This is a genomic window from Oerskovia sp. NPDC060338 (genome assembly GCF_042726295.1).
GTDB lineage: Bacteria > Actinomycetota > Actinomycetes > Actinomycetales > Cellulomonadaceae > Oerskovia > Oerskovia merdavium.
On sequence record NZ_JBHXCQ010000011.1, the window covers coordinates 146,217 to 169,421 of the forward strand.

At 71.1% G+C, this 23,205-nt stretch carries 25 protein-coding genes; 13 read left to right on the forward strand and 12 right to left on the reverse strand.

What is annotated here, in order from left to right; genetic code table 11:
- Positions 1–4 precede the first annotated feature (4 nt).
- The 8 genes from ACFWGN_RS14770 to ACFWGN_RS14805 form a co-directional block, all read right to left on the reverse strand.
- A complete protein-coding gene (locus ACFWGN_RS14770; RefSeq protein ID WP_377617772.1) occupies positions 5–583 on the reverse strand; it encodes an RNase H family protein in 579 nt (192 codons plus the stop codon).
- 8 nt (positions 584–591) lie between these two features.
- The gene (locus ACFWGN_RS14775; protein ID WP_139107623.1) at positions 592–864 is read right to left on the reverse strand and encodes a hypothetical protein; all 273 of its coding nucleotides are present in this window, start codon (positions 862–864) and stop codon (positions 592–594) included.
- Positions 865–906: 42 nt separating this feature from the next.
- On the reverse strand, positions 907–1,584 hold the full coding sequence (locus tag ACFWGN_RS14780) for a hypothetical protein (RefSeq protein WP_377617774.1): 678 nt from the start codon (positions 1,582–1,584) through the stop codon (positions 907–909).
- A complete protein-coding gene (locus tag ACFWGN_RS14785) occupies positions 1,581–2,285 on the reverse strand; it encodes a hypothetical protein (protein ID WP_377617775.1) in 705 nt (234 codons plus the stop codon). Before ACFWGN_RS14785 ends, ACFWGN_RS14780 begins: the two co-directional genes overlap by 4 nt.
- Before the next feature lie 66 nt (positions 2,286–2,351).
- Positions 2,352–2,834: a hypothetical protein gene (locus tag ACFWGN_RS14790; protein ID WP_377617777.1), complete on the reverse strand. Its 483-nt coding sequence runs from the start codon at positions 2,832–2,834 to the stop codon at positions 2,352–2,354.
- A 66-nt stretch (positions 2,835–2,900) separates the two neighbouring features.
- Positions 2,901–3,098: a hypothetical protein gene (locus ACFWGN_RS14795; protein ID WP_377617779.1), complete on the reverse strand. Its 198-nt coding sequence runs from the start codon at positions 3,096–3,098 to the stop codon at positions 2,901–2,903.
- Positions 3,095–4,213 carry an AAA family ATPase gene (locus tag ACFWGN_RS14800; protein ID WP_377617781.1) on the reverse strand — a complete coding sequence of 373 codons (1,119 nt, stop codon included), beginning with the start codon at positions 4,211–4,213 and terminating at the stop codon, positions 3,095–3,097. The genes ACFWGN_RS14795 and ACFWGN_RS14800 overlap by 4 nt, the downstream gene beginning before the upstream one ends.
- Positions 4,214–4,289: 76 nt before the next feature.
- On the reverse strand, positions 4,290–5,720 hold the full coding sequence (locus tag ACFWGN_RS14805) for a VWA-like domain-containing protein (protein ID WP_377617904.1): 1,431 nt from the start codon (positions 5,718–5,720) through the stop codon (positions 4,290–4,292).
- An 83-nt stretch (positions 5,721–5,803) separates the two neighbouring features.
- On the opposite strand from ACFWGN_RS14805, the gene ACFWGN_RS14810 reads away from it, so the two are divergent.
- The 5 genes from ACFWGN_RS14810 (at position 5,804) to ACFWGN_RS14830 (ending at position 10,591) form a co-directional block, all read left to right on the forward strand.
- On the forward strand, positions 5,804–6,946 hold the full coding sequence (locus ACFWGN_RS14810; RefSeq protein ID WP_377617783.1) for a hypothetical protein: 1,143 nt from the start codon (positions 5,804–5,806) through the stop codon (positions 6,944–6,946).
- Positions 6,947–6,972: 26 nt separating this feature from the next.
- The gene (locus ACFWGN_RS14815) at positions 6,973–8,097 is read left to right on the forward strand and encodes a hypothetical protein (RefSeq protein ID WP_377617784.1); all 1,125 of its coding nucleotides are present in this window, start codon (positions 6,973–6,975) and stop codon (positions 8,095–8,097) included.
- 581 nt (positions 8,098–8,678) lie between these two features.
- Positions 8,679–9,935 (forward strand): AAA family ATPase, encoded by a 1,257-nt coding sequence (locus ACFWGN_RS14820; RefSeq protein ID WP_377617786.1) that lies wholly within the window; start codon positions 8,679–8,681, stop codon positions 9,933–9,935.
- Positions 9,932–10,225: a hypothetical protein gene (locus ACFWGN_RS14825; protein ID WP_377617788.1), complete on the forward strand. Its 294-nt coding sequence runs from the start codon at positions 9,932–9,934 to the stop codon at positions 10,223–10,225. Before ACFWGN_RS14820 ends, ACFWGN_RS14825 begins: the two co-directional genes overlap by 4 nt.
- 117 nt (positions 10,226–10,342) lie before the next feature.
- On the forward strand, positions 10,343–10,591 hold the full coding sequence (locus ACFWGN_RS14830; RefSeq protein ID WP_377617789.1) for a glutaredoxin family protein: 249 nt from the start codon (positions 10,343–10,345) through the stop codon (positions 10,589–10,591).
- A gap of 147 nt (positions 10,592–10,738) precedes the next feature.
- Here the strand turns inward: ACFWGN_RS14830 and ACFWGN_RS14835 are convergent, their stop codons facing one another.
- The gene (locus ACFWGN_RS14835; RefSeq protein WP_377617791.1) at positions 10,739–11,278 is read right to left on the reverse strand and encodes a hypothetical protein; all 540 of its coding nucleotides are present in this window, start codon (positions 11,276–11,278) and stop codon (positions 10,739–10,741) included.
- 136 nt (positions 11,279–11,414) lie between these two features.
- Between ACFWGN_RS14835 and ACFWGN_RS14840 the strand changes: the two genes are divergently transcribed.
- Positions 11,415–11,996, forward strand: a complete 582-nt coding sequence (locus ACFWGN_RS14840) for a hypothetical protein (RefSeq protein ID WP_377617792.1) — start codon at positions 11,415–11,417, stop codon at positions 11,994–11,996.
- A gap of 66 nt (positions 11,997–12,062) precedes the next feature.
- On the opposite strand, the gene ACFWGN_RS14845 is transcribed toward ACFWGN_RS14840, so the two are convergent.
- Positions 12,063–12,530, reverse strand: coding sequence for a hypothetical protein (locus ACFWGN_RS14845; protein WP_377617794.1), 468 nt, complete (start codon positions 12,528–12,530; stop codon positions 12,063–12,065).
- Positions 12,531–12,590: 60 nt separating this feature from the next.
- The gene (locus tag ACFWGN_RS14850; protein ID WP_377617796.1) at positions 12,591–13,511 is read right to left on the reverse strand and encodes a hypothetical protein; all 921 of its coding nucleotides are present in this window, start codon (positions 13,509–13,511) and stop codon (positions 12,591–12,593) included.
- 710 nt (positions 13,512–14,221) lie between these two features.
- On the opposite strand from ACFWGN_RS14850, the gene ACFWGN_RS14855 reads away from it, so the two are divergent.
- Genes ACFWGN_RS14855 through ACFWGN_RS14870 form a run of 4 tightly spaced genes read left to right on the forward strand, consistent with a single transcriptional unit; the run spans position 14,222 to position 20,359 of the window.
- A complete protein-coding gene (locus ACFWGN_RS14855) occupies positions 14,222–14,773 on the forward strand; it encodes a hypothetical protein (protein WP_377617798.1) in 552 nt (183 codons plus the stop codon).
- Positions 14,774–14,817: 44 nt separating this feature from the next.
- On the forward strand, positions 14,818–19,449 hold the full coding sequence (locus tag ACFWGN_RS14860; protein ID WP_377617800.1) for a DNA polymerase III subunit alpha: 4,632 nt from the start codon (positions 14,818–14,820) through the stop codon (positions 19,447–19,449).
- 17 nt (positions 19,450–19,466) lie between these two features.
- Positions 19,467–20,084: an exonuclease domain-containing protein gene (locus ACFWGN_RS14865; protein WP_377617802.1), complete on the forward strand. Its 618-nt coding sequence runs from the start codon at positions 19,467–19,469 to the stop codon at positions 20,082–20,084.
- Entirely contained in the window at positions 20,081–20,359 is a 279-nt protein-coding gene (locus ACFWGN_RS14870) for a hypothetical protein (protein WP_377617804.1), read from the forward strand. Before ACFWGN_RS14865 ends, ACFWGN_RS14870 begins: the two co-directional genes overlap by 4 nt.
- A 9-nt stretch (positions 20,360–20,368) precedes the next feature.
- On the opposite strand, the gene ACFWGN_RS14875 is transcribed toward ACFWGN_RS14870, so the two are convergent.
- Positions 20,369–20,977 carry a PASTA domain-containing protein gene (locus tag ACFWGN_RS14875; protein ID WP_377617805.1) on the reverse strand — a complete coding sequence of 203 codons (609 nt, stop codon included), beginning with the start codon at positions 20,975–20,977 and terminating at the stop codon, positions 20,369–20,371.
- Positions 20,978–21,162: 185 nt separating this feature from the next.
- On the opposite strand from ACFWGN_RS14875, the gene ACFWGN_RS14880 reads away from it, so the two are divergent.
- From ACFWGN_RS14880 to ACFWGN_RS14890, 3 genes are all read left to right on the forward strand, one after another.
- Positions 21,163–21,654 carry a single-stranded DNA-binding protein gene (locus ACFWGN_RS14880; RefSeq protein WP_377617807.1) on the forward strand — a complete coding sequence of 164 codons (492 nt, stop codon included), beginning with the start codon at positions 21,163–21,165 and terminating at the stop codon, positions 21,652–21,654.
- 159 nt (positions 21,655–21,813) lie between these two features.
- The gene (locus tag ACFWGN_RS14885; RefSeq protein ID WP_377617808.1) at positions 21,814–22,740 is read left to right on the forward strand and encodes a hypothetical protein; all 927 of its coding nucleotides are present in this window, start codon (positions 21,814–21,816) and stop codon (positions 22,738–22,740) included.
- Positions 22,737–23,192: an HNH endonuclease gene (locus ACFWGN_RS14890; protein WP_377617810.1), complete on the forward strand. Its 456-nt coding sequence runs from the start codon at positions 22,737–22,739 to the stop codon at positions 23,190–23,192. Before ACFWGN_RS14885 ends, ACFWGN_RS14890 begins: the two co-directional genes overlap by 4 nt.
- Positions 23,193–23,205: the final 13 nt, after the last annotated feature.

A 23,205-nucleotide genomic window follows, 5' to 3' on the forward strand; every position in this document is an offset into this window, starting at 1 on the left:
CGGGTCAGCGGGCGGCGGCGATGACCATGCCGCTGCCGGTGCGCTGGGTCAGGTTCCCGGCGCGGGACTGATCGCGGGCCCACGTGGCCCGGTCGTCCGCTGCGTCGTTGAGGGGGTGCTTGCCCCCGGCGTGCCCCTTGACCTTGACGAGGGTGACCGGCGGCAGGCCGAGCTCACGGCGCTCGGCGCGCACCGAGAGCATCATCTCGATGATGGTGCGGTTCGAGGTCGGCTTGCCTGCCTGGGTGTGCCAGCCGCGGCGCACGTGGGCGTCCATCCACGTCAGGTACGTGTTCATGGCGTACGCGGAGTCAATCTCGATGGTCAGGTGGCGCACGTGCACGTGGGAGCCGATCGCCTCGACCAGGCCCAGCATCTCCGCAGCCTGGTTCGTGGCCTGTCGCAACGGCCCGGCGGACCAGTTGCCGTGCTCGTCTACCCACGCCCAACCGGCCGGGCCGGGGTTCCCTGAGCAGGCGCCGTCGGTGGCGAGCGTCAGGTGCTCGACGGGGCTGATGTCGGCGCCGGCGAGGGTGAGCTCGTTGACGCTCGCGGCGCCGGTGCTGATGTCGGTGATGGTCATGTCAGGACCTATGCGCCCGCGGAGGCGCCGGGAGCCTGGGCCAGGCGCGAGCGGATGTCGATCGCGACCGCCCCGGACCCCTTCCCCACGGTCTCGAAGTGGTGGGCGCACCACGACAGCGGCATCGGGCCAGCGGCGGACGGCACGACGGTCACGACGTAGGCGCGGTGCCCGCAGGAGTCGCAGCGCTCGTGCTCGATGCGGGCGGCGGCGTCCCGGGCCGCGGTGCCGAGCTCCTCGACGAAGACCACGGGCTGGGTGGGTGCGGTTGTTGTGCTCATGCCCCGCACGTGGGTCGGGCCCTCAGGAACGTCCCGGGCACGTCACAGAGCGTAGGCGCCGCCGTCGTCAGGGTCCTGGGGTGCCGGGTCGGCCCCGGCCAGGTCGAGCATGCGGTCCAGGCCCTCCGCGGTGAACCGCACCTGCGTGTCGCCGTTCACCGCCCCCTGCCATCCGCTGCGCTCCCCGGCCACCGCGCGCACCCGCTCGTGCAGGGCTACGGCACGCTTCCTGGCGACCTCGGCGCGCGCCGCCCGTTCGCTGGCCTTGGCGCGCTCGGCCCGCCATGCGATCTGGCGTTCGGCGAAGTCGTCGAGCTCGATGCCCGCGGTGATGAGTCGTGCGACGAAGCGCACCGACCGGTCATCCGTGGCGCGCACGTACTCCAGCAGCCAGTGCGGGGTGTCGCCCACCAGGTTCAGCGCGCCGTACCCGGAGTAGGAGCGGGTGCGCGGGGCTACCTCGGTGCCGAGCGCTGCGGGCACCAGATGGGCGGCGACCTCGCGCAGCTGGTCGGTGTCCGTGACCCAGTCGGTGGTGGAGACCGCGAGGTGGCCCACTGCGGCGGACCTGCGCCGTGCGCGCGAGGCGACGGGCTCCACGACGTCGCGGGTGAACCTGCGCTCGACCAGACGGTAGGGCCCGCCGGGCACGATCGCCCACGGCCGCGCCCGGGAACCGTCGCGTCCTGCGAAGGTCATGACCTGCACCTGCTCGCTCATCGTGACTTCTCCTCGATCGTGGTGGTCAGCAACTCCAGGACGTCGATGCGCACCCGCACCCGGTCGGGCTGGGAGAGCACCGCTGGTGAGGCTCCGTCGGGGTCGATGCCGTGCTGGTGCGCCCAGTTCCGGGCCCGGGCCGCGACGAGCCGGGCGTGGCGCTCAGCGTCCTCACGCTCGGCACGTTCGACCCGACGGGCCTCGCGGCCGGTGAGCCAGGACTCCATCTCGGTCTCGAAGTCGGACACGGGCGTGCGTGCGCCCAGCAGGACGACCTGGAGCCGGGCACCGTGAACGCTCGTCGGCTGGAACGTCTGGGTCAGGGTCAGGTCCCACAGGTCGTCCTCGGGGTGCCAGGGCCGGCGCGAGGCTGGCAGGGCGTCCGTGCCGAGCATGTCGAGCGTGATGGTGGGCGCCACCTCGGCGAGCTCGCGGGCCACTGCACGCACCTCGCGGGGGTCGTTCCAGTTCGTCTCGGCGGGGTTGAGGATGAGCACCGGGACGCCCACGACCCCCTTGCCGGGCTTGATCGTCACGTCCACGACGCGCATGCGTCGACCCGGGTCGCCCAGCACCCGCACCGGTCCCTCGTGCAGCGCCCAGGCGGGCACCGGGGACCAGAACAGGACGGGGTTCTCGACCGACCCCATGTGCGGGCCGGTCGCGTTCGGCAGGAGCTCGCGGTGGTGTCCCTTGGTCATACCTGTCTCGTGGGGCCGGGCAGGGGGCAATGTCCCGGGAGCGGGTGTGCTGTCCACGGGCCGTTGTCAGACCCCGTCGTTGCCTCGCAACGCATCGCCCAGCGTGCGGGTCAGGTAGTACTCGGCCTCGCCGGGACGTCGTTGCGCGTTCTCCTGCGCCGCCTTCTCCAGGTAGTCCGCGTAGGCCTCGTCGCCGTAGCAGGTGGCGTAGGCGTCCTGCGCGCTCCGGGTCGTGTACTTCTGCTCGGCGGCGGTGCGCAGCGGGGCACGCATCTCGTCGAGCTTGGCGGTGAGCTCGACGACCTGAGCCTGGAGGCGCGTGCTCTCGGGGGCGTCCTCACCGCGGTTGGTCGTGCTTCGTCGCAGCTCGGCCTTGGTGTCGATGATCTGGTTCACGGTCGCCGTGAACGCGGTGCGCATGCTGGCTGGGTCCTCGCCGGCGTCGCTGACCGAGAGGGCGTCCATGCCGCCGCTGGCCTCGGCGACCGCCTTGGTCGCGAACCGGCCGGTGGTTTCGCGCGGGTGCAGTGCCTCGTCGTGGGTGCTCATGCCCATCTGTTGACGGGACGACGATGGCCCGACCCGCGGAACGGGCCGGGCCAGGTCTGCCGGACGCTACTCCTGCTCGAACCGGGGGAAGGCGGTGTTGATGCCGCCCAGGACTCCGCGCACGAGCGTGAAGGCGACCACGAGGGCGACCACGACGAGCACGACAGGTGCGCCCAGAAGGAACGCGATGACACCGGCGACGAACGCCGCCAGGACGCTGGCCGCGGTGCGGACCTCAGCGCGGATGCGCACGACGGGGATCATGCCGCCACCGCCCAGCGACCGGCGCGGCCCAGCAGGTCAGCGAACGCGTTGCGCATCCGGTCGGGCACCGTGGCGTCCGCGGGCATGTGCGTGAGCAGGGTCCGCACCGAAGGCAGCGCCACGTCGACCTTGCCGGACTCGGCGCACACCGTCAGGGCTCGCGCCGCCTGTGTCCAGACCTGGCGGGTGCCCTCCGCGACGGCGATCGCAGCGAGCGAGCGGCACAGCACGTACAGGCGGTCGGGGCGCTCCGTGCCCCACTTCACGGCGTTCGGGTCGGCCAGCACCAGGGCGGGGTCGACCAGGTCCATGGTGGCGCGCCACGCGAAGAACGAGGTGGCCGCGGCCTTGCCGACGCACCCGGCGATCACGAGCAGGGCGGCGTCGTCGTCACCGGGGCGAAGGTGTCCCAGGACGCGGGCCGCGTTGTGCCACGAGCGCGGCGAGGCCCACGCCAGACCGGCCTGGACCTGGTCGGCGGGCGGACCAGGGTTGAGCAGCATCCGGTTGTGCTCGACGAAGGTGGCGATCAGTGCGCTGGCGCTGACCAGGGAGTGCGTGTCGCCCGCCCCGACCATCGACGTGAACGGCTCCACGCTCGTGTTGTCGAAGCCCATGACCAGGCCTTCAAGCCACTGGTCGGCGTTGAAGTGCCAGTCCAGGTGCATGAAGCGGTTCGCCTCCGGCGGTGCCAGCTCCCAGCCGTCCACGGCCGAGTCGACCGGGTTCGCCGAGGCGACGATCGAGACGTTGTCACCGAGCCACGTCTCGCCCACCTGGCGCTCCTGGACCACGCGCAGCATGGCCTTGCGCACCGTGGTGGCGCACGAGGTCAGCTCGTCGAGGTAGAGCAGCGCCGGGCCCTGGGCGGCGTTGAGCCGGTGGGTCCATGCGGGGGTCGAGTAGTGCACCTCGCCGTCGGTCTCGATCGGCAGCCCCAGGAAGTCGGTGGCTTCACGCAGCGAGCCGATGATGGTCTCGACGTGGAAGCCCCACCGCTGGCTGAACTGCTTCTCGATGGTGGCGGTCTTCCCGACGCCGGGCTCACCCCAGATCAGGACGGGCGTCTTCGCGGCAATCGCGGCCGCCAAGGCTCGCATCATGGGTGTCGACATGGGGTGCTCCGTTCGGGTTCGTGCTGCGGTCTGTACCCCTGTCGTGGGGCAAGGTGGCAGGAACGTCCCCCGGCGCTCAGGGCGTGAGCGTGGGTGCTTCGACGACCGTCGCCCAGGAGGGCACCGGCGCATACGCCTGGGCGGCGCGGATCGCGTCGGGGGTGCCCACGAGCACCACCACGAGCGGCACCCCGCGGGTTGGAGCCTCGGGGTAGGGCGTGAACCCGTCGGTGGCGAGCACGACGACGTCCGGCTGCGGCTTGCGGGTCGAGGCGTACTCGACGCCGACAGACATGTCGGTCCCACCTCCGCCGACGACCTCGGCGATCGACCCGGACCCCTGGTACGGGGTGGCCTTGCCGACCGCGGCGTCCACGTCGTAGACGGTGAGGCTGCGACCGCGCACGCCCATGCGCCGGGCGATCATGTCGACCTCGGCCCCGACCATGGTCAGCTCGTCGCGGCCCATCGAGCCCGAGGTGTCACGCACGAACGCGATCGTGGGCACGGGGGTAAACGTCGCGGGGATGATGAGGCGCCCTGCGCTGGTCCCGTCCGAGCGACGCACCTCGGCGTTGTGCCGGCGGCGGTTGCGGCGGGTGAAGTCGGTGTCGTGGTCGCCCGCCTTCTTGTGCACGGCGCGGCGCACCAGGCGCGAGAGGATCTGCTGCCAGGGCGTCTGGGTCGGGGCCAGGATGAGTTCAGCCCGAGCCTTGATCCCGGCGGGCACGGTGCCGCGCGAACGGGTCGCGTGCTCGTTGATCGCACCGGCCGTCTCGGCCAGGACGCGCTGACGTTCGGCGTCGCTGGCACCGGCTCCCGCAGGTCCGTCGTCGCCCTGCTCGTCCTCGAAGGGCTGGTGGTCGTCGCCTGCACCCGAGCCACACCCGGCGTACGGGTCGTTGCCCTGGCCCGGACCCTTGCCCGACGTGGTGGAGCCCGAGCCGGGCTCGGTGCCCTGCCCTGAGTCCTGCCCCTGGCCCTGACCTTGGTCCTGGCCCTCACCCGGGTCTGGGTCTGGGTCTGGGTCCTGGCCGTCGTCCGAGGGCGGGGGCATCATCTGGCGCAGCTGCTGGAAGTAGGCGTGCGGAGTCTGGAAGTCCGCGAAGCCGTAGGTGGAGGGCAGGACGTACGGCCCGGCGTCGGCGAAGATCGTGCACCCGGCATCGCGCAGGTCGTCGTTGATCGACATGTCGGCCGCGATGTTGAGCATCTGGCCGTACTCGGCCCGGCTCACCCCGAGCTCGTCGGGCACCAGGTGGTGCTCAGCGAAGACGTGGCTGGTCTCGTGCAGGAGCACCTGAGACGCCTCGTCGTTGTCGTGGGTGGCCACGAGCCAGTCGAAGTCGATGTACAGACGCATCCGCTCGTCCACCGCAGCAGTGCCCAGGCCGGGGGCGTGCACGGGCCGCAGCGCGTACAGGATCGGCGAGAAGTAGGGCATGCGTTCGAGCGCCAGGTAGCGCCACGTCTGCATCAGGGCGTCCTGCTCGGGGTTCAGCGGCATCGTCTTCACGCCCTCCCTGTGGGGCGCCGGACCAACAACGTCCCCGCGGGGAGTTTGCCGAGCCCCAGCCCCACGGTGCGGGCATGGCAATCACCACGACCGCTGAGTACGACCAAGCCGCCCGCGAGCGTGCCCGTGACGTCGGCGCACCGACCCCGCGCATGGCGTCGGGCGCTGCCACACTCGTCCACGTCCACCGCGAGGTGAAGATGGGCGAGACGCCGAAGCCGACCACGACCCAGCTGATCTGGTTCGACGCGGCCACGGGCTCGCTGATGTGCCGGGTTGCAGGCCAGACTCGCTTCCCCGCGTACGCCCTGGACCGCAACCACGGCAGCGCCCTGGGCGTCATGATCCGTGACGAGGACCGGGTCGTGTTCGCCGACCGGGAAGCGTTCAAGGCCACCCGACGCCTCGTGGACCGTAACGCCAAGCAGAGCGGTGACGGGCGGTTCTCCCGCACCCTGGCCGTCGCGGCGTCCCTGCCGGTCTCCACCCGCTTTCCCGTCCTCACCGACCTGCTCTCCGCACGCCTGTGGCTGCCCGCCGGGCTGGACACCAACTCCTTCGACGCGTGGGCTCACGCCCTGGCGTTCTCCGGCGCGCCCGCCTCGGAGCAGATGGACCGGGCCCTGGCCATGGTCAGCGACGGGTGGTCCAACCCGCGCCTGGTCAAGGCCGCACGTTCGGAGTTCTGGTCGCTGCGCTCGGCCGAGTACGCGGGCCTGTCGGCGGCATGCTCGGCGTACGGCGCGGTGGAGCAGATCACCGACTGGTGGGCGGCCACGTGCGCCGCGGACGAGGGTCTGCGCGAGCGCAACGTGCTCGACGGCACCGTCTCCCGGGTGCTCCCCCAGTCCTACTGCGGCGGCGCGGACCGCGAGATGGTCGCGCTGGTCTCCTCCCCGTTCCGGCTAAAGGTGGGGCGCGCGGCGCGCTTCTTGTGGAACGGCGACGGCGCAGACGTGACCGTCGCAGGCTTGGAGGTCTCCGGCTCCGACCTGGCTGTCACGTTCGAGCTGCCGACCAGCCGCAGAGGCTCCAGCGGGGCTCGGATGCACTCGGCCCTGGACGCCGGGACGCCGATGTTCGTCACCTCCAAGCCGTTCGACGGCGTCGGTGCGGCGACCCCTGGCGGGCGCAAGTGGGCTGCGAAGGCGGACGAGGGCTGGGCCGGGGCCATGCGCGACGTCCCGGTCGACGTGGCGTTGGCGGGTGCGAAGTGATGGGCTCCGGGCTCGACCTGTGCGACATGGTCGAGGACCCTTCGGCTGATGCCGGGGCCGTGCTGCCCGGCGCGCCCGACCCTCAGGGTGCGGGCCGCTTCGAGGAGGCGGGCCGCGCCCGCGCCGAGCGGCAGGGGCACCCCGTCGACCGCATGACCCCGGTGTCGTTGCTGACCCACCCCAAGGCTTCGTCTCGGCTCGCCGACAACCTGACCCGCGGCAACATGGCCAGCGTCTGGGTCGAGCCTCGGACGGGAGCGCTGCGGTGCGCGCTGCCCGGGGCGACGGCCGGACCGCTCACCTTGGACGACCCCGCCCTCGTCGAGACGCACCTGAGCGACCTGCCCGTGGTCATCGCCGACGAGCTGGCCGCGTCCCGGCTGCGTGAGCTCACCCTGGCGGGCTCCCCCGGCCCGGCCTCACGTCGCCTGCTCCTGGGCCTGACGATGCCGTACAGCCGTCAGGTGATCGTCGCGACGCGTCTGCTCGCCCACCGCTTCCACCTGCCCGCTGGCCTGGACCCGCTCGTGTTCGAGTCCTGGGTCCAGGGGTTCGGGTGGCAGGCCTCGGGGCGCCGCAACCTGCTGCGCGCCGCCGTGAGCCTCCTGTGCGAGGGTCCGCCCAGCATGCAGGTCCTGGCCGTCATGCACGTCGAGGAGCGGCTGCTGTCGCTGGCTGCGACCTCCAGCCTGGAAGCCGCGCTGCGGGCCGGGGACCTGCTCGACGTCCTGACCGAGCGCTGGCACCTGCTGCTCGACACCGACCCCGCCCTGGCGGACCTGTCGTTCTCCACGGGCCGCGTGGTCCCGGGGATCGTCACCGCGGACGACCACGAGCTGCATGTGCTGGCCGAGTCCTGCGTGTGGCCAGCCGGGGAGGTCGTGATGATGTCGTTCACGGACGCCGAGTCCGGCGCCCGTCACGCGAGCGTGCCTCTGCTGCGCGCCGAGCCCACCCCTGACGGTGTCGTGATGACAATCGCCAACCCGCGGGTCGGCCTGACCGAGGGCGCCCTGGTGGGGCTGGCGAACCCTCCCGTCCACGGGAAGTTCGCACTGCCGAGCACGGTCTACCGCTGGGCCGGGGAGCAGCCCTGGTCGGACCAGCAGCGCCACGTGCCGGTCGACGTCCTGCTCGCCGGGGCGCTCTAGCCGGCATCCGGGGCGGTGGCCACTCCGCGGGCAGGCGGACGTCAGTTCCTCAGTCCGCCCTGCCATTGCCAGCCGTGACCGCTCAACCCGCACGAGGGGTATCGCTCCCCGTCGCGGTTCTGGGCCGTTCCACCCGCTTCAGACTCACACCAGGCACACTCCGCGAACTTCGGCGAAGCGCCCCAGTTGGACGTCACGGGCCGGGGGCGTGCCACCGTCGTCGGGGTCGTTCGCGTCACAGGGGACCTTGGCGCGGGTGGCGGGGTCGAGGCAGCTGGTGTTGGCGCGGGTGGCTGCGTCGGGGTCGTTGGCGACGACGGGGGCGTCGGTGACGACGGGGGCTTGGCGCGACCCCCTCCAAAGATCACCTGCCAGCTGACCACCAGGACGAACGCCAGCACGAGAAGAAGGCCGGCGATCACGAGAAGCAGAACGACGAGCACAAGGGCGCCGCCGAGAAAGTCCCCCATAGTCGCTCCTCATGCACACGTGGCCAACGACCCGATCCGTTCGTCAACAGTGCCCCGACCCTACTGGTTCGGGGCCGGGACGTTTCTCCCGCGGCGCCCCACAGGTAGGGCATGCCGATCACCGCACCTGCCACGCCGAGCTCCGGCCGCACCCCTGCCCCGCAGGCTCCCGCCGTACCCGATTCCGGGCCGCGCCCACTGGTCCCCGGCAGTCCCTTGGCGCGTGCCCTGTACGAGGTGTGGCGCGGTCGCCCGGTCACGATCATCCAGGCGCCTCCGGGCTCCGGGAAGTCCACCCTGATCGCGGACATCGTCGACCACCTCGCCGCGCGCACGGACCTGGTCATCGACGTCTGCGCGTTCACCCGTGACGCCACCGTGTCGGTCGCCGGGCGCATCGCCGAGCAGGTCGGGCCCTCCAAGGTCGTGTGCACCGTCTCGGGGTGGCCCACCGAGGCCCTGCCCGAGGACGTGGCCTCCCCCTCCGAGGCCCACGACATCTCGAACCCGGTCAAGGTCGGCACCTTGGCATCGCGTGCCCGCAACCGGACCGGGGAGGCGGACCTGCTCATCATCGACGAGGCCTACCAGGCGACGTTCGACCTGGTCTCGGCCGCGGCGAACACTGCCACCCAGGTGCTGCTCGTGGGCGATCCGGGCCAGATCGGCCCCGTCGTGACGACCAACACCATCGCTTGGGACCACCTGCGCATGGGCCCGCACATGCGAGCCCCGGAGGTCTTCGCCCAGCGCGAGGACGCGATCAGCATCCAGATGGACGCCACGTTCCGCCTGGGGCCGCTGTCCACGAGCATCGTCGCCCCGCTCTACGACTTCGACTTCGCCTGCGCCCGCCCCGAGCGCCACGTGATCGACGCCGCCGAGGTCGAGGTGCTCAAGGTCCCGCGCACCGACGACCCGTACTCGCTGGAGACCGCCAAGCTGGTCGCCAAGCGCGCCGCGTCGTTCGTCGGACGGACCCTGGTCGAGGCCGACGGCTCCCAGACCTTGCTGTCCTCCACCGACGTCGCCGTGGTCGTCTCGCACAACGCCCAGCAGTCCGCGATCGAGGGGACGCTCAGCCGCCTGGGGATCGTGGGCGTCTCGGTGGGCACAGCCGACCGCCTCCAGGGTGGGCAGTGGCACGTCGTGGTGGCCCTGGACCCGTTGCTGGCCAAGGACTCCGCCTCCTCGCACTCGCTGTCCTCCGGGCGCCTGTGCGTGATGCTCTCGCGCCACATGACGCACCTGTCGTGGGTCACGGACGGCGCCTGGCAGGACTCCCTGACCCAGGAGAGCGACCTGGACGCCTCAGAGGTCGCCAAGGGCCGTGCCGTGCGGGAGATGATCGAGCAGGTGGCCGCGTGAAGCGCATGTGGCCCGCGGCGTTCTACGTCGCGACGGGCGGACGCCGGGGGCGCCGACGCCGGTTGCTGCTGGGCCCGTTCACCGAGAAGTCGTTGGCCGAGTGCGCCCTGCCGTTCGTGCGTGACCTCGCCGACCACCTCATGGGCGTCCAGTCCTCCTTCGACGAGCTGCACGTGACGAAGGTCGCGGCACCGCGGGGGCTGGCGAGGATGGCCGGCGGTGAGTGGAACGCGGAGGCGGTCCGGGCCTACGACATGACTCGCGACCTGAACTCGGTACGCCAGGGCTGACCGCCCGCAGGGGTGCCCGTCAACATCCTTGGTACCGGGGGAATCTCCCGGACGGTCCACCGCATAGGTACGCGGCTGACCCCTCTTGCCCCCTCCCGGAAGGTACTGACGACCGCCATGGCAATCACGATCCACTCCCAGCCGAACTGCGTGAACTGCGACGTGACGAAGGCTCTGCTCGACAAGAAGGGCGTCGAGTACAACCTGATCGACATGGTCGACGAGCCCGAGATCGGCGCCGCGATCAAGGCCGAAGGATGGATGCAGGCCCCTGTCGTGAAGGTGGACCTCCCAGGCCTGAAGACCGAGTGGGACGGCATCAACTTCGAGAAGCTCCGCCAGGCCGTGGCTGCCGCCCAGAGCTGACCGCGCACCCGTCTGGCGAACCACCCAGCCCCGTTCCCCCTCGTCCGCGTTCGCGCGGCGTCCGGGGCCGGGGCTCTGGTTTGCTCGGTGCGAAGCGGCACCGCTTGGCACAGTATTTTCTGCCCGTGGCACCGCCCCGCGGCGATCTCAGGCGCTGGCAGCCACCCGGCGCGCACCGGAGCGGATCGCGATCACGGCCAGCCACACCAGGGCGCCGACCAGGGTTAGGACCCCGATCATCGCGGCGCCCGACGTCAGGCCCGACGACGTCTCGACCATCTCCCACGCCTCCGCGTCGAAGATCCCGATCGACGCCTCGATCGTGTACCGGCTGATCGTCGCGCTCATGGACGCCCCTAGGACGATCGTCAGCGCCGCACCGCCCGCGAGCAGCGAGGCAGCGAGCAGGGGCGCCTTCACCGCGGGTCGCATCGCCCGCACCAGGAGGAAGACCCCGACGAGGGCGACGACCACTCCCGTGAACGTGACCACCGCGGCGACCGTCCAGGCTGTGTTCTGCTCGGCCAGGAACGCCCGGTAGGCCCCGTTGCCGGACAGGAGCGCGAACAGGACTCCGGCGCACAGGGCTGTGAGCCCGCCGGCGGCGGCAAGGCTGGCCCCGGTCACGTACGCGGACACGCGCTTCTTGGTCGCAGGTGTCGTGGCAAGGGCAGGTGCATGGGTCAAGGGAGCTCCTAGGCTCGATGGTGAGACTCGTCGACGGCTCCGGTTCGCTCCCTGGCGTGCTCGTGCTCGCGGGGCGGTGCCGGTCCAGCCGACACCATAGGCGTCCGCCCTCGGCGCACCCCGTCAACACACGGACATGAGCACCCACGACTTCGACACTGACGCCCACCCCCGCCAGAGCGACGGCAAGTTCGCGACCAAGGCCGTGAGCGAGGCGCCCGGCGGGCTCAGCACCCTGGGCTCGCCCACACTTGGCGAGCAGGCTCCTGACCTCTCCCAGATGATCGACTACTCGACCGAGGTCGAGCACGACGCCCACGCAGAGCTGATGTCGCAGGTCCCGGACCACCCGCGGGTCCGGCGCGCGAAGGCCCGCTCCGCCATCGCGGCGTCCGACCGTAGCGAGCTCGTGCTCAACGAGGGGCAGGAGGCGTTCGTCGACGACCTCGTCTCTGGCCGGGCGCCGGGTGCGGACTCCATCCTGGACGAGGCGATCCGCCGCGAGGTCGAGCTGCGTCGCGTGGACCCCGAGCTCGACACATCGGCGATCGGCGCTCACCTGATCGAGAACGCGCTGGCCGTCGAGCAGGAGCTGACGGTGCGCGAGCAGGCCCGCACCTACATGCCCACGGGGCTGCCGCAGGACCCGCAGGAGCGCGCGGCGTACCTGCGGGACGCGTACGAGCCGGACGACCCCAAGGCGCACTCGCTGCGCTGAGACGAACAGACGGCCGGCCCCCTGGTTTCCAGGTGGCCGGCCGTCGTCATGCGCTGCGGCTGGGGGTCAGCGCAGACCTTCGATCTGAAGCGGTGCGACCTGGCCGCTGCGGTAGGCGAGGTCGATGGTTGGGCCGATGTCCTCGAACACGGTCCGCCCCGACGGCAGGACGGTGTGCGGAAGGAACTCGGCCTCGAACGTCACGATGCCTGCGTCGACGGCCTCCAGCTTGGCCTTGACCATCAGCGCCAGCGCTCGCCACCGCTGGCGAACAGCCTGCTCGTACTGCTTCTCGATCTCCGCCTCGGTCCGAGGGGTCCCGCGCGCGGGAGTGTGGGTGAAGGCCCGGTCGTCGCGGTCAGGCAGCGGCAGGACGAAGCGGATCTGGCGCCCGTCCTTGACGAACCCGATGGCGGCACGCCCCTCGGTCCACCCGTAGGTGAACGTCGTGGCCCCGTATCGCCTGAGGGTTCGCTCGATCTCGGACCGGGAGCGATCGGAGGGGACCCCGGTGCTCTCTGCGTAGCGGCTCATTCCCCTGTTCCGTCCTGACGGGCCGCGACCGGTGAGGTCGGCGGCGTGGTGGTTCTCGACTCAGCTGCTGCGCACTTCGCCCAGGCGTGCGGTGAACATGTCGACGAAGGCCGCGGCCCCGTCAGTGCTCTCAGCTTCGATCTCCTGGAGGGTGGCCGAGAGCGACTGTGCGCCGGCTTCCAGGCGTTCGTGGTCCTGGTCGATGGTGTGGATCTCGAAGGAGTCCACGGGGCTCGCGGAGCGGATCTCGTCGTGCACGGTCAGGAAGACCCCGACCAGGCGCCGGGGCATGACTGCGGCCAGGACCATGCACAGCTCGGTCAGGACCTGGCGGCGGTGCTCGTCGGTCTGGGAGGTGTCCGGGTCGAAGAGCTCGTCGATCATCTCGATCGCCTCGCGGGTGGTCACGCAGATCCCGGCGTCCTCGGCGGCGGCGCTGACGTCCAGCGCGAGGGTCTCGATGTTGACGACGCGGTCGGTGAACTCGCCGAGGTCGATCTTGTCGAGCACCTCGTCGTCGTCCCCGCCCAGCCAGGCGCCCACGCGCTCTTGGACCGCGGGGTCTTCGATGTCGAGCCCGTACAGCGACAGGACGTCCACCCAGGTGCCCTGGTCGGGGTCGTAGAGCCCGCTGGTGATCGCGACCAGGGCGATGCGGGTGGCGATGTGCTCGTTCTCCTCGGTGAAGGTGACGTCGAGCCCCTCGGTGGGGACCTGGCGTGGTGCGGTCACCGATTCGGGCATCCAGAGCAGCGGGTGCCACATCATGGCGGGGTTCATCTCCTGCCACCGCATGCCGGGGCCGCGGCCCTCCCAGTCGGGCAGCGGCACGGCGCAGCAGGTGCTCACGATGAGGTCTGAGGGCTCCAGGCCGGTGTCGAGGGAGAACTGGACGGCTCGGGCGACCAGTTCGTGCGGCGAGTCGATCCCGAGCAGTCCCTGTCCTTCCTCGGTCAGGTACTGGCGGCGGCGTGTGGACATGGTGGCGGGGCTCCCTTGTGCGGAGGGGCTGGGGTGGTCTCCGCTCCCCTGCCTCTATGCGCAGAATCGGCACCTTGGTGACGGGGGTGGGGACGTCGACGCGGGCTCCACCCGAGCAGGATGCTGACAGTCGCGCGAGGCGCTGTCGTCATCTTGGGCAGGCCTCCGCGACGGGCGCGATCTCTACTTTCGGCGCATCGGTGACCTACCGCTCTGTTCGGACATCGACGTCCCAGATCGGTTTCGCACGTCGAGGGCTTGGCCTCTACCCCCCAAACGGCCTTCGGGTGCCCCAAGTGGTCCGGCTATGCCCGAAAAGCACCACTCCAGAACTCCTCCCGGCCCGAGGTCGAGTGGATTGATATAAGTGCAGGTCAGAGCCCTATAATCATATAACTCATGAGAATCACGTCGAGAGATAGATACACCTACTAGGGCTATAGGTATCAACCCCTTCTTCCTTGTAGGGGAAGTTGATACCTCCCTCTCTCTATGGTGGTCCTACAGGCGCCGGAGTAACTGGATTCCAGGAGTTTCGCGCTCTGACCTGCACAAACACCGATCCGAGGCCGTGATTGTGCCCGGAGTCGCAGGAGTGAGTCCGGGAGCCACGGCCCCGAAACCTGCCCTGACCTGCGCAAACGCCCATCACCCCCATCGAAGCCGCCTGACAACCCCGCCCGAGCCCGGTTCTGCGCATAGGTCCGGGCATGGCAAACCCCTCCAAGGCCAAGGGCGACCAGGCCGAGCGCGACGCCCTCGCGTACCTGCTCGACATCTGCGACGGCGACCCGCACCTGCGCCTGAACCCGATGCGTCAGCTCGGTGCCGGACGGCGTGACGACATCGGAGACCTCGCGGTCCTGGACGACACCGTCATCCAGGTCAAGGCCTGCAACCCCCGGACCCTGGTGCGTTCCGTGCGCTCCGCCGCCGAGGGAGCCCTCGCCCAGCAGGCCAACGCCCTGACCCCCTACGCGGTCGGCATGACGAAGTTCCCCGGCGCGCGCACCCCCACCGTGCGTTGGATCGCCTCGACCTACCAGTGGCCCGCCGAGCTTGACCCCGACGCCGGCGTGCGCGAGTTCGGGACCGCGGTCGCCTCCGCCCTGGTCTACGTCCGCGACGACACGAGCCCCGCCCCGCGCACCCACCGGGTCGCCCGGATCTCCGGACGAGGCCTGCCCCCGATGTTCGTGGCCCCGTTCGAGGCCTGGCTCGACGCGCGCCGCGCAGCCCTGATCCCGTCAACAGTCCCGTAGCGCCAACGGGGCGCTGAGCAGGGGCAAGACGCATAGGGACGGGCATGTCGATGAATGAGCAGCCGAGCGGCGAGAGCCTTGACGACTGGGACATGTCCGCCGATCTGCCCACCGGGTCCACGACCCACGTCGCCAGCGCTCTCGCCACCGACGCTGCCGACTTCGCAGCGCCCCTCGACACGCCCGCTCACGAGCCTGACCCCGAGGTGAGCACCGAGGCGAGCACCGAGCCCACCGCGGACCTGAGCGCCAACGTCGCCGAGCCCGCCCCCCTCGACACCGCCGCCCCGGCCCCCGAGCCTGAGCTCGCTCCGGCCGGCCGCGGATTCGTGCACCTGCACCTGCATTCCGAGTACAGCCCCCTGGACGGGCTCGGCCAGCTCCCCGACGTCGTGGCGGCTGCCGCGGCCGACGGCAACCCCGCGGTGGCCTCCACCGACCACGGGACGCTCTCGGGTGCGTGGAAGCTCGACACCCTGGCCCGCCAGCACGACATCAAGCCGATCATCGGCGTCGAGGCGTACCTGGCGTTCGGCTCGCGCCTGGCCCGTGAGACCGGCGAGGTGGACCCCGACGACGAGGACAACGAGGACGTCACCAGCGAGGGCGAGGGCGAGGACCGCCGCAAGACCAAGCGCGCTCGGCAGTACATGCACCTGACGCTGCTCGCGGCCACGCCCACCGGCTGGTCGAACCTGGTCCGGATCGTTAACGAGTCCCAGTCCTCCGCGTCGTTCTGGTCCAAGCCCCGCATCGACTACGACCTGCTCGCGGCGAACGCCGAAGGCATCATCGTGCTCACCGGGTGCTTGGGCGGGCCCCTGGCCTACCACCTGAACCGGGCCACGCTCATGGACTCCCGCGCCGAGGCTGCGCGCGACCAGGTCGAGGCCAGGTCCCAGCGTGAGCAGGCCGCGGCGATGCGCGAGAAGGCCCGCTGGCACCTCGACCAGATCATCGACGCCGTCGGCTCGCAGAACGTCTACATCGAGGTCATGGATCACGGCATCCCCGCCCAGGCCCGCGTCACCACCGAGCTGCGCAAGATCTCCGAGGAGTCCGGCATCGCGCTGGTCGCCACGAACGACGCCCACTTCGTGCACGCCGACCAGGGGCGTGCGCACGAGGCGTGGCTCGCGGTCTCCTCCAAGAAGACCCTGAGCGACCCCAAGCGCTTCCACTTCCACGGCCACGGCCACCACATGCGCACCGAGGCCGAGATGCGGGCCCTGTTCGACGGCGCCGACTGGTGGCAGGAGGCGTGCGACAACACGCTCGTCATCGCCGAGCGCTGCGCTGCGCGGGTCCTGCCCGAGCCCAAGATCCGGCTGCCGAAGTTCCCCACCCCGGCCGGGTTCGAGGACTCCACGGCGTACATGAAGCACCTGGTCACCCAGGGCGCGATCCGCCGCTACGCCCCCGAAGGCACCCCGGCCGACGCCGGGTCCTCGGTGCTCGACGCGGAGGTCCGTGCACGCCTGAACCACGAGTTCGAGGTCATCAAGGGCCTGGGGTTCGTCGACTACTTCCTGATCGTGTGGGACGTCATCGAGTGGGCCCGCACCCAGGGCATCCGGGTCGGCGTCGGGCGCGGCTCGGCCGCAGGCTCGGTCGTCTCGTACTGCCTGGGCATCGTGGGTGTGGACCCGATCCGCCACGGCCTGCTCTTCGAGCGCTTCCTGGACTTCACGCGCGCCGAGCTCCCCGACATCGACACCGACTTCGAGAAGGGTCGCCGCGGCGAGGTGCTCGCGTACTTCGCCCAGCGCTGGGGCTCGGACTCCGTCGCCCAGCTCGGCACGTTCGGCATCGCCCGCACCAAGGCCGCGATCAAGGACGCCGCCCGGGTCCTGGACGCCACCACGCTCGGCAACCGCATCTCGTCGAAGGTCCCCAGCGCAGGCGGCAAGCCGCTGACGTTCGCGAGCCTGGACGACCCGAGCGAGGGTTCGGCCGCGGAGTACCGCAAGGTCCTGGCCGCAGCCGGCGCGGAGGGCGCCGAGATCATCGACCTGGCCCGCGACTTCGAGGGCACGACCCGCCAGCCGGGCCTGCACGCGTGCGGCGTTGTGCTCTCCGACGAGCCGTTGACGGCCCTGATCCCCACGCGGCGCAACCGCTCCAAGACCGCTGAGGTAGGCGCCCCGCGCATCACCGAGTGGGAGGGCTCGGACATCGAGGCGTACGGCCTGGTGAAGATGGACCTGCTGGGCCTGCGCACCCTGGACGTCATCTCGGCATGCGTGGCGCTGGTGGCGCAGAACACCGGCGAGGTCGTCGACCCCGACGCCCTGGACCCCGACTCCCCCAGCCACCCGGAGCGTTCGCACCGGGCCTGGCAGATCCTCCAGGCCGGGCGCACCGCCGGGGTGTTCCAGCTCGACTCCTCGGGCATGACTCGGCTGTGCGAGCAGGTCTCCCCCGACTCGATCGACGACCTGTCCGCGCTGGTGGCGCTCTTTCGGCCCGGGCCCCTGTCGGCCGGGATGCACGAGCGGTACGCGGAGCGGAAGAACGGGCGCGAGCAGGTGTCCTACGACTACCTGACGACGAACCCGGACGAGGTCGCGGTCATCGGCCAGGTGCTCGACCAGACGTTCGCCACGGTCGTGTTCCAGGAGCAGCTCATGCAGCTCGGCGAGGTCGTGGCCGGGTTCGACGCCGCCGAGCGCAACCGCCTGCGCAAGGCCGTCTCGAAGAAGAAGGCCGACGAGGTCGCGGCCGTGCGCGGGCTGTTCATGGCCGGGGGCGTGCTCGACCACCACAAGGACGGCACGGCCAAGGTCGCGTTCTCCATCCCCACCCTCGAACAGCTCTGGAAGACGTTCGAGGGCTCGGCTGCCTACCTCTTCAACAAGAGCCACTCGGCTGCCTACGCGCAGGTCGCGTACGTCACCGCGTACCTGAAGGCGAACTGGCCGCACGAGTACGCGGCGGCACTGCTGTCGGTGACCGAGGACGACGACAAGCGGTTCGTGACGCTCGTCGACCTCGCCGCGGAGGGCCTGACGGTCCTGCCCCCGGACGTGAACCTCGGGCAGGTCTCGACGTCCTCGGACGGCACCTCGGTGCGCCTGGGACTCAGCGAGGTCAAGGGCGCTGGCGAGGACACGGCCAAGATCGTCGCGGCCCGGGACCTGGGCGGACCGTTCACGTCGCTGGTCGACATGATGGAGCGCTCACAGGTCAGCGTGACGCTCGTCGAGGCGCTCATCGAGGCTGGGGCGTGCGACACGTTCGGGCCCCGCCTGGGCCTGATGATGATCTCGCGCTCGTTCCGGTCCACGCCCGCGGCCAAGCCGGGTGCGGCACCGCGCCCCGCCGCCGCCGTCCACCACCTGCCGGTCCCGGACGCCCACTGGGGTGTGGCTCAGCGCGCCGCTCGCCAGCGCGCGACCCTGGGCTGCGTCCTGGGCCCGCACCCGCTGGTCACATTGAGCTCGCAGCTGCGGTCGGTGACGGTGACCGGCTCGCGCGGCGAGTCGGGACGTCCTACGCCACTGCACCGGGTCCGCCTCCAGGGCGACGGGACGCGCGCGGACACGATCGCGATGATCTCGGCCTGGGCGCCGCGGACCTACGCCGGCGGGCGGATGGTGTCCCTGACCCTGGAGGGCTCCTCCTGCACCATGAAGGGCGTGGCGTTCGACTCGACGTACGCGAACATCGTGCGCGAGTTCGGCGACGCCGACCCGCAGGTGGGCGACATCGTCGCGGTCAACGCGAAGGTGAACGTCTCCGAGCGCGAGTACGAGCGCACCGACGAGTCGGGTGAGACCTCGATGGTCGTCGAGACGAGCACCGAGCTGATGGTCAACCGCCTGTACCCGCTCGACATCCAGGACCCCACGACGGTGGACCTGGCCCCGGTGGATGCTGGCGTCCTGGACTCGCTCGCGGTCCGTGACGACCTGTTCGCCGCTCCGGCCCCGGCTCCGGTCGCCGTCGAGGGCGAGGACCTCTTGGACCTGGGCACGACCACGAGCACCGGGCCCGCGCCTGCCCCCGACGCTGCCCCGGTCGTCGAGCCCGTCGTCGAGCCTGCCCCGGCTCCGGTGCCTGCGGCCGTCAGCGACGAGTTCGGGTTCGAGGACGCGGGGCCCGCGGACGACTTCGGGTTCGACGACTTCGGACCCGACCCGTTGGAGGCCATGGCGCTCGCCGACACGTTCGACCCTGAGGCCGACCGGGCCCGGCGCCTGGCGGACCTGTCGCTGAGCGCGGCCACGACCGCCCAGGCGTCCACACCGGTGGCCCCCGTGGCTCGCGGCGTGCTCCCGGTCCTCGCGATCCACGTCTCGAAGGCCTCCTCGTCGTTCGACCTGGAGCTCGTGGGCGGGGACGTGTCGCGCACCGTCAAGGGGCTGCGGGTGTCTCACCCCAACCTCAGGACGCCGCCCGCGGGCTGGCGCGAGCAGCCCTCGACCTGGATGGTGCGCACGCCCCAGGACGGCACGCCGGTCGCGCTGGTGCTCGTCATGACCCCGGACCAGTACGCAACGCACCAGGTCACGGGGGACTTTTCTGGCATCAGCCCCCACGTCGACAGGCAGCAAGTTCCCCCGGCGCCCGGTGTCCCCACCGACAACGGGTGGCACCCGCTGAGCGACCAGATCGACAGCACGACCCCGCAACGCCCCCAGGCCCCCAGGTCCATGACCGAGGTGGCGCCGTGAACCAAGGAGAAGAGAGCTTGAGCGCTCAACAGATCAGGCCGCTGACCCACGTGTGGATCGACCTGGAGACCACGGGCCTGGACCCGCGCGAGGACGAGATCGTCGAGATCGGCGTGGTCGGCACCGACCGTGAGCTCAACGAGCTGTTCGCCGCCTCGTGGCTGCTGGCCCCCACCGACCGCGGCTTCGAGCGGATGATGTCGAACGAGGTGGTCGCCCAGATGCACGAGCGCAGCGGCCTGCTCGCCGACCTGCGTGCCTTGGACGCCGGCGCACCCCAGCTCGACGACGTGCTCGCCGAGATCCTGGCCATGGCCGACCTGCACGGCGCGGTCCACGGCAAGACGATCCTGTCCGGCTCGGGCGTCGCCGAGTTCGACCGCCCGATGCTGACGGCCCGCGCACCCCAGTTCGTCTCCGCCCTGCACCACCGCTCCCACGACATCGGCATCCTGCGCCGCATCTGGGAGCAGGCCACGGGCGAGTTCCTGGTGACCACGTCCTTCGACAAGCCGCACCGGTCCCTGGACGACGCGCGAGACCACCTGGCTGAGGCGCGCGTCTTCCGCTCGCTGTTCGCCCTGGTGCACGCCTCGGGCCTGGACCACGTCGTCCTCGGTCAGGTGGCGTCGTGACCGAGCCTGCACGCCCACCAGGTTCGTCCTCGCGCATCGCGGTCGCCGCCCGCATCGTCAACGCGTACCAGGATGACGACATCGACGACCTGGAGAGCTACGTCGAGCAGATCCCGATCGCTCAGGTGCTGGCCGGGCTCGTCGAGCTCGCCTCCCACCTGAGCGAGATGGCGTGCGCCGGGCGCACCGACGGGTCCACTCCCAAGGACATCCTGGACGTGCTCGTCAAGGCCGTCGAGGAGCATGACAACCCGTCCAGCCCCACGACGACCTAGGGCCAGAAGCTACGGGCGCGCGCACTCGGCGAGGAAGGGTCCGCCCTCGCCCGCGGTGACGTAGACCCCGGTCCAGTCTTCCGACAGGACGGAGGCGACCGCGTTGCAGATCCCGGTGGCCTCTTCGGCGTTCTCAACCTTGTCGTACAGGGTCGTCACGACGGTGATCCGCGGGTAGTCCCGGTCGGAGAAGCTCTCGATCGCGGACCAGTGGGAGTCCTCTGGCCACCCGTAGCTGGAGGCGAACGCCGCCTCGACGCTGGCCGCGCCGACCTGTTCGGGGGCTGGCGCCGGGGTGCTTTCCGCCTCCTCGGGCTCCTTGCCCTGGGAGAGCGTTGCGCAGGTGACGGTCAGGTCGACCGTGGTGCCGGCCTCCACGCGCGAGTCCGCGGCCGGCGACTGGTCCGAGACGGTGCACGACTGGTCCTCGCCCGACTGCACGCTGGGCTGGCTGACCTGCACCGCCAGGCCCTTCGCGGTGAGCGTCGTCGAGGCGTCCTGGACGGCCATGCCGCGCAGGGAGGGCACCCGGACCTCGTCGTCGGATGAGCCGGAGCACGCCCCGAGGAACGTGACGGCGGCGATGAGGGCAAGGGCTCTGGGAGCGAGATGGCGCATGGGGTCGATCATGCCGGTCCGGCGCCCGGCCAAGGCCCGGGCAGCGGGTGAAACCTCAGCGGCGAGACCTGGCCCGCTGTTCTGCGCATAGGTACCTGTGAGGCCCGAGCCAAGGGCTTCACCCCGCACGGTTCGTCCGTACGGCACACCGAGGCCCCGCAGTGGGCGCAACGAAAGGCATCCCCATGAACCACGTCACGTTCGTCGGCAACCTGACCCGTGACCCCGAGGTCGTGTTCTCGCCCTCCGGTCTGGCCCGCGCGAAGATCTCGATCGCGCTCGACCTCCCGCCCACCCGCGACGGCGAGAAGGAGCGCGACCCCGAGTTCCGCAACATCACCGTCTTCGGCAAGCAGGGCGAGAACGTCGGGGAGTCCCTCTCCAAGGGCGACCGCATCGTGGTCGTGGCCCGCTCGGAGACCTACAAGGTCGCCGTCCAGGTCGACGGTGAGGACAAGACGGTCGTCGCGACGAGCTACGTCGCCCAGCACATCGGCCCCGAGCTGCGGTTCTCCACGGCCAAGGCCGTGCGCAACCCCAAGGCCGGTCACAGCAACGGCAACGGGTCCTCGAACGGCGCCTCGAACGCTGCGGCCCCGGCCGCGCGTCAGCAGGCTGCTGCGCCTGCCGCCGCGGCTGCTCCGGCGGCGGCTGCGGACGGCTCGGACGACTTCTAGGGGTCGCCCATCGTCGGGCCGGTGCCCTGCCCCGCATGCCACCGGCCCGGCACCCAGCGAAGCCCATCTCCTGCTCCACCAGGGGGTGGGCTTCGCTGGCACACCGCGTGTTCGACCATCGGAAAGGGCTTGGCGATGTCGCTCAAGGAGCCGCACGACGTGCGCACCACATCGGACGTGTGGGGTGCGTTCGACGACGACGCGACGTCCCGACGACCCCGACGACCCCGGTCTGGCGGGTCCGGTCCCGGAAGTACGAAGGGCCCTGGCCTGTGCATCCCGGTCCCCGTCTCCCCGCTGCTGCGCACCCGGTGGCAGACGCTGCGTTGGCGCGCCGGGGCACGGTGGTCGAAGGTCACGGCGATGGTGCTCGTGCTGAGCCTGGGGGCTGGCTTCGCGTCCGCCGCCGCGGGCCTGTGGGCTCCAGCTCAGGTCTGGGCCCACGTCACCGGGGGCGAGCCCGTCTCCACGATCTCCCCGGAGCAGGCCCTGAAGAACCGGCGCCTGGCCGAGGGGGTCGCCGCCCGCGAGATGGCCATCGCCAAGGAGAACCTGCGGGTCGCCCAGGAGGCCGCGCAGGAGCGCCTGGCCGAGCAGGCTCGTGTCGCCGAAGAGGCCCGCGTGGCGGAGGAGGCTCGGGTGGCTGAAGAGGCCCGCGTCGCCGAGGAAGCTCGGGTCGCCGAGGAGGAGCGCCTGCGCCTGGAGGCTGAGGAGCTCGACCGTCAGCGCCAGGCCAACACGGGGACCTCACCCCAGACCGGCACCGGTACGGGCACCACGCCGTCCCAGCCCAAGACGAACCCGGCCCCCGCTCCGAACCCCGCGCCGGCGCCTGCTCCGGCACCGCCGAAGACGACCTCGACCTCGACGTCGGTCTCCTGCGCCTCGGACGCCTCGGTCACGTTCTCGGCGTCCGGCGGTGGCACGGTCTCCATCTCGGTCAGCGGGTCGGCCTCGGGGTCGCGCTCGGGCAGCGGGTCGACGTCGGTGACGGTCTCGGTTCCGGCTGGTGGCCGGGTCTCGGCGACCGCGTCGGCGACCGGGTCGATCGCGATCTCCTCATCGTGGTCGGGCTCGTGCTCGTGAGCGCGCTCGAAGACCTGCCGGGCCGGGTGCTCGCGTTCGCGGACGCCCAGCCTGGCCTGGTCGCCGTCGTGGTGCTGGTGCTCGTCGTCGCGGTCGTGGGGCCGCTGCTGCGCCCGAGTCCCTCGCGAGGCGACTGCGATCCTCAGCGACTGTTCACCCCTGCCCAGCGTCATGAGGGGTTCGCTCGCGCGCAGGGCCGGTGCGAGCACGTCGGCTCGTTCGGGCTGCGCTGCTCGGCGCGCCCCACGCACGGCGACCACGTCTACCCGTGGTCCCGCGGGGGTGCGACCGCCATGGACAACTATCAGGCGCTCTGCGCAGTGCACAACCTGCGCAAGGGCGCGAAGGTCCCCTCGGCGTTCTACATGTGGCGCCTGGCGCGTCGCCGTCGCCGCTACTTCCCGCCGGGGGTCCCCACTCGCGTCGAGTGGCGCATCGGCCTGAGCCGCTGAGCGGACATTCTCC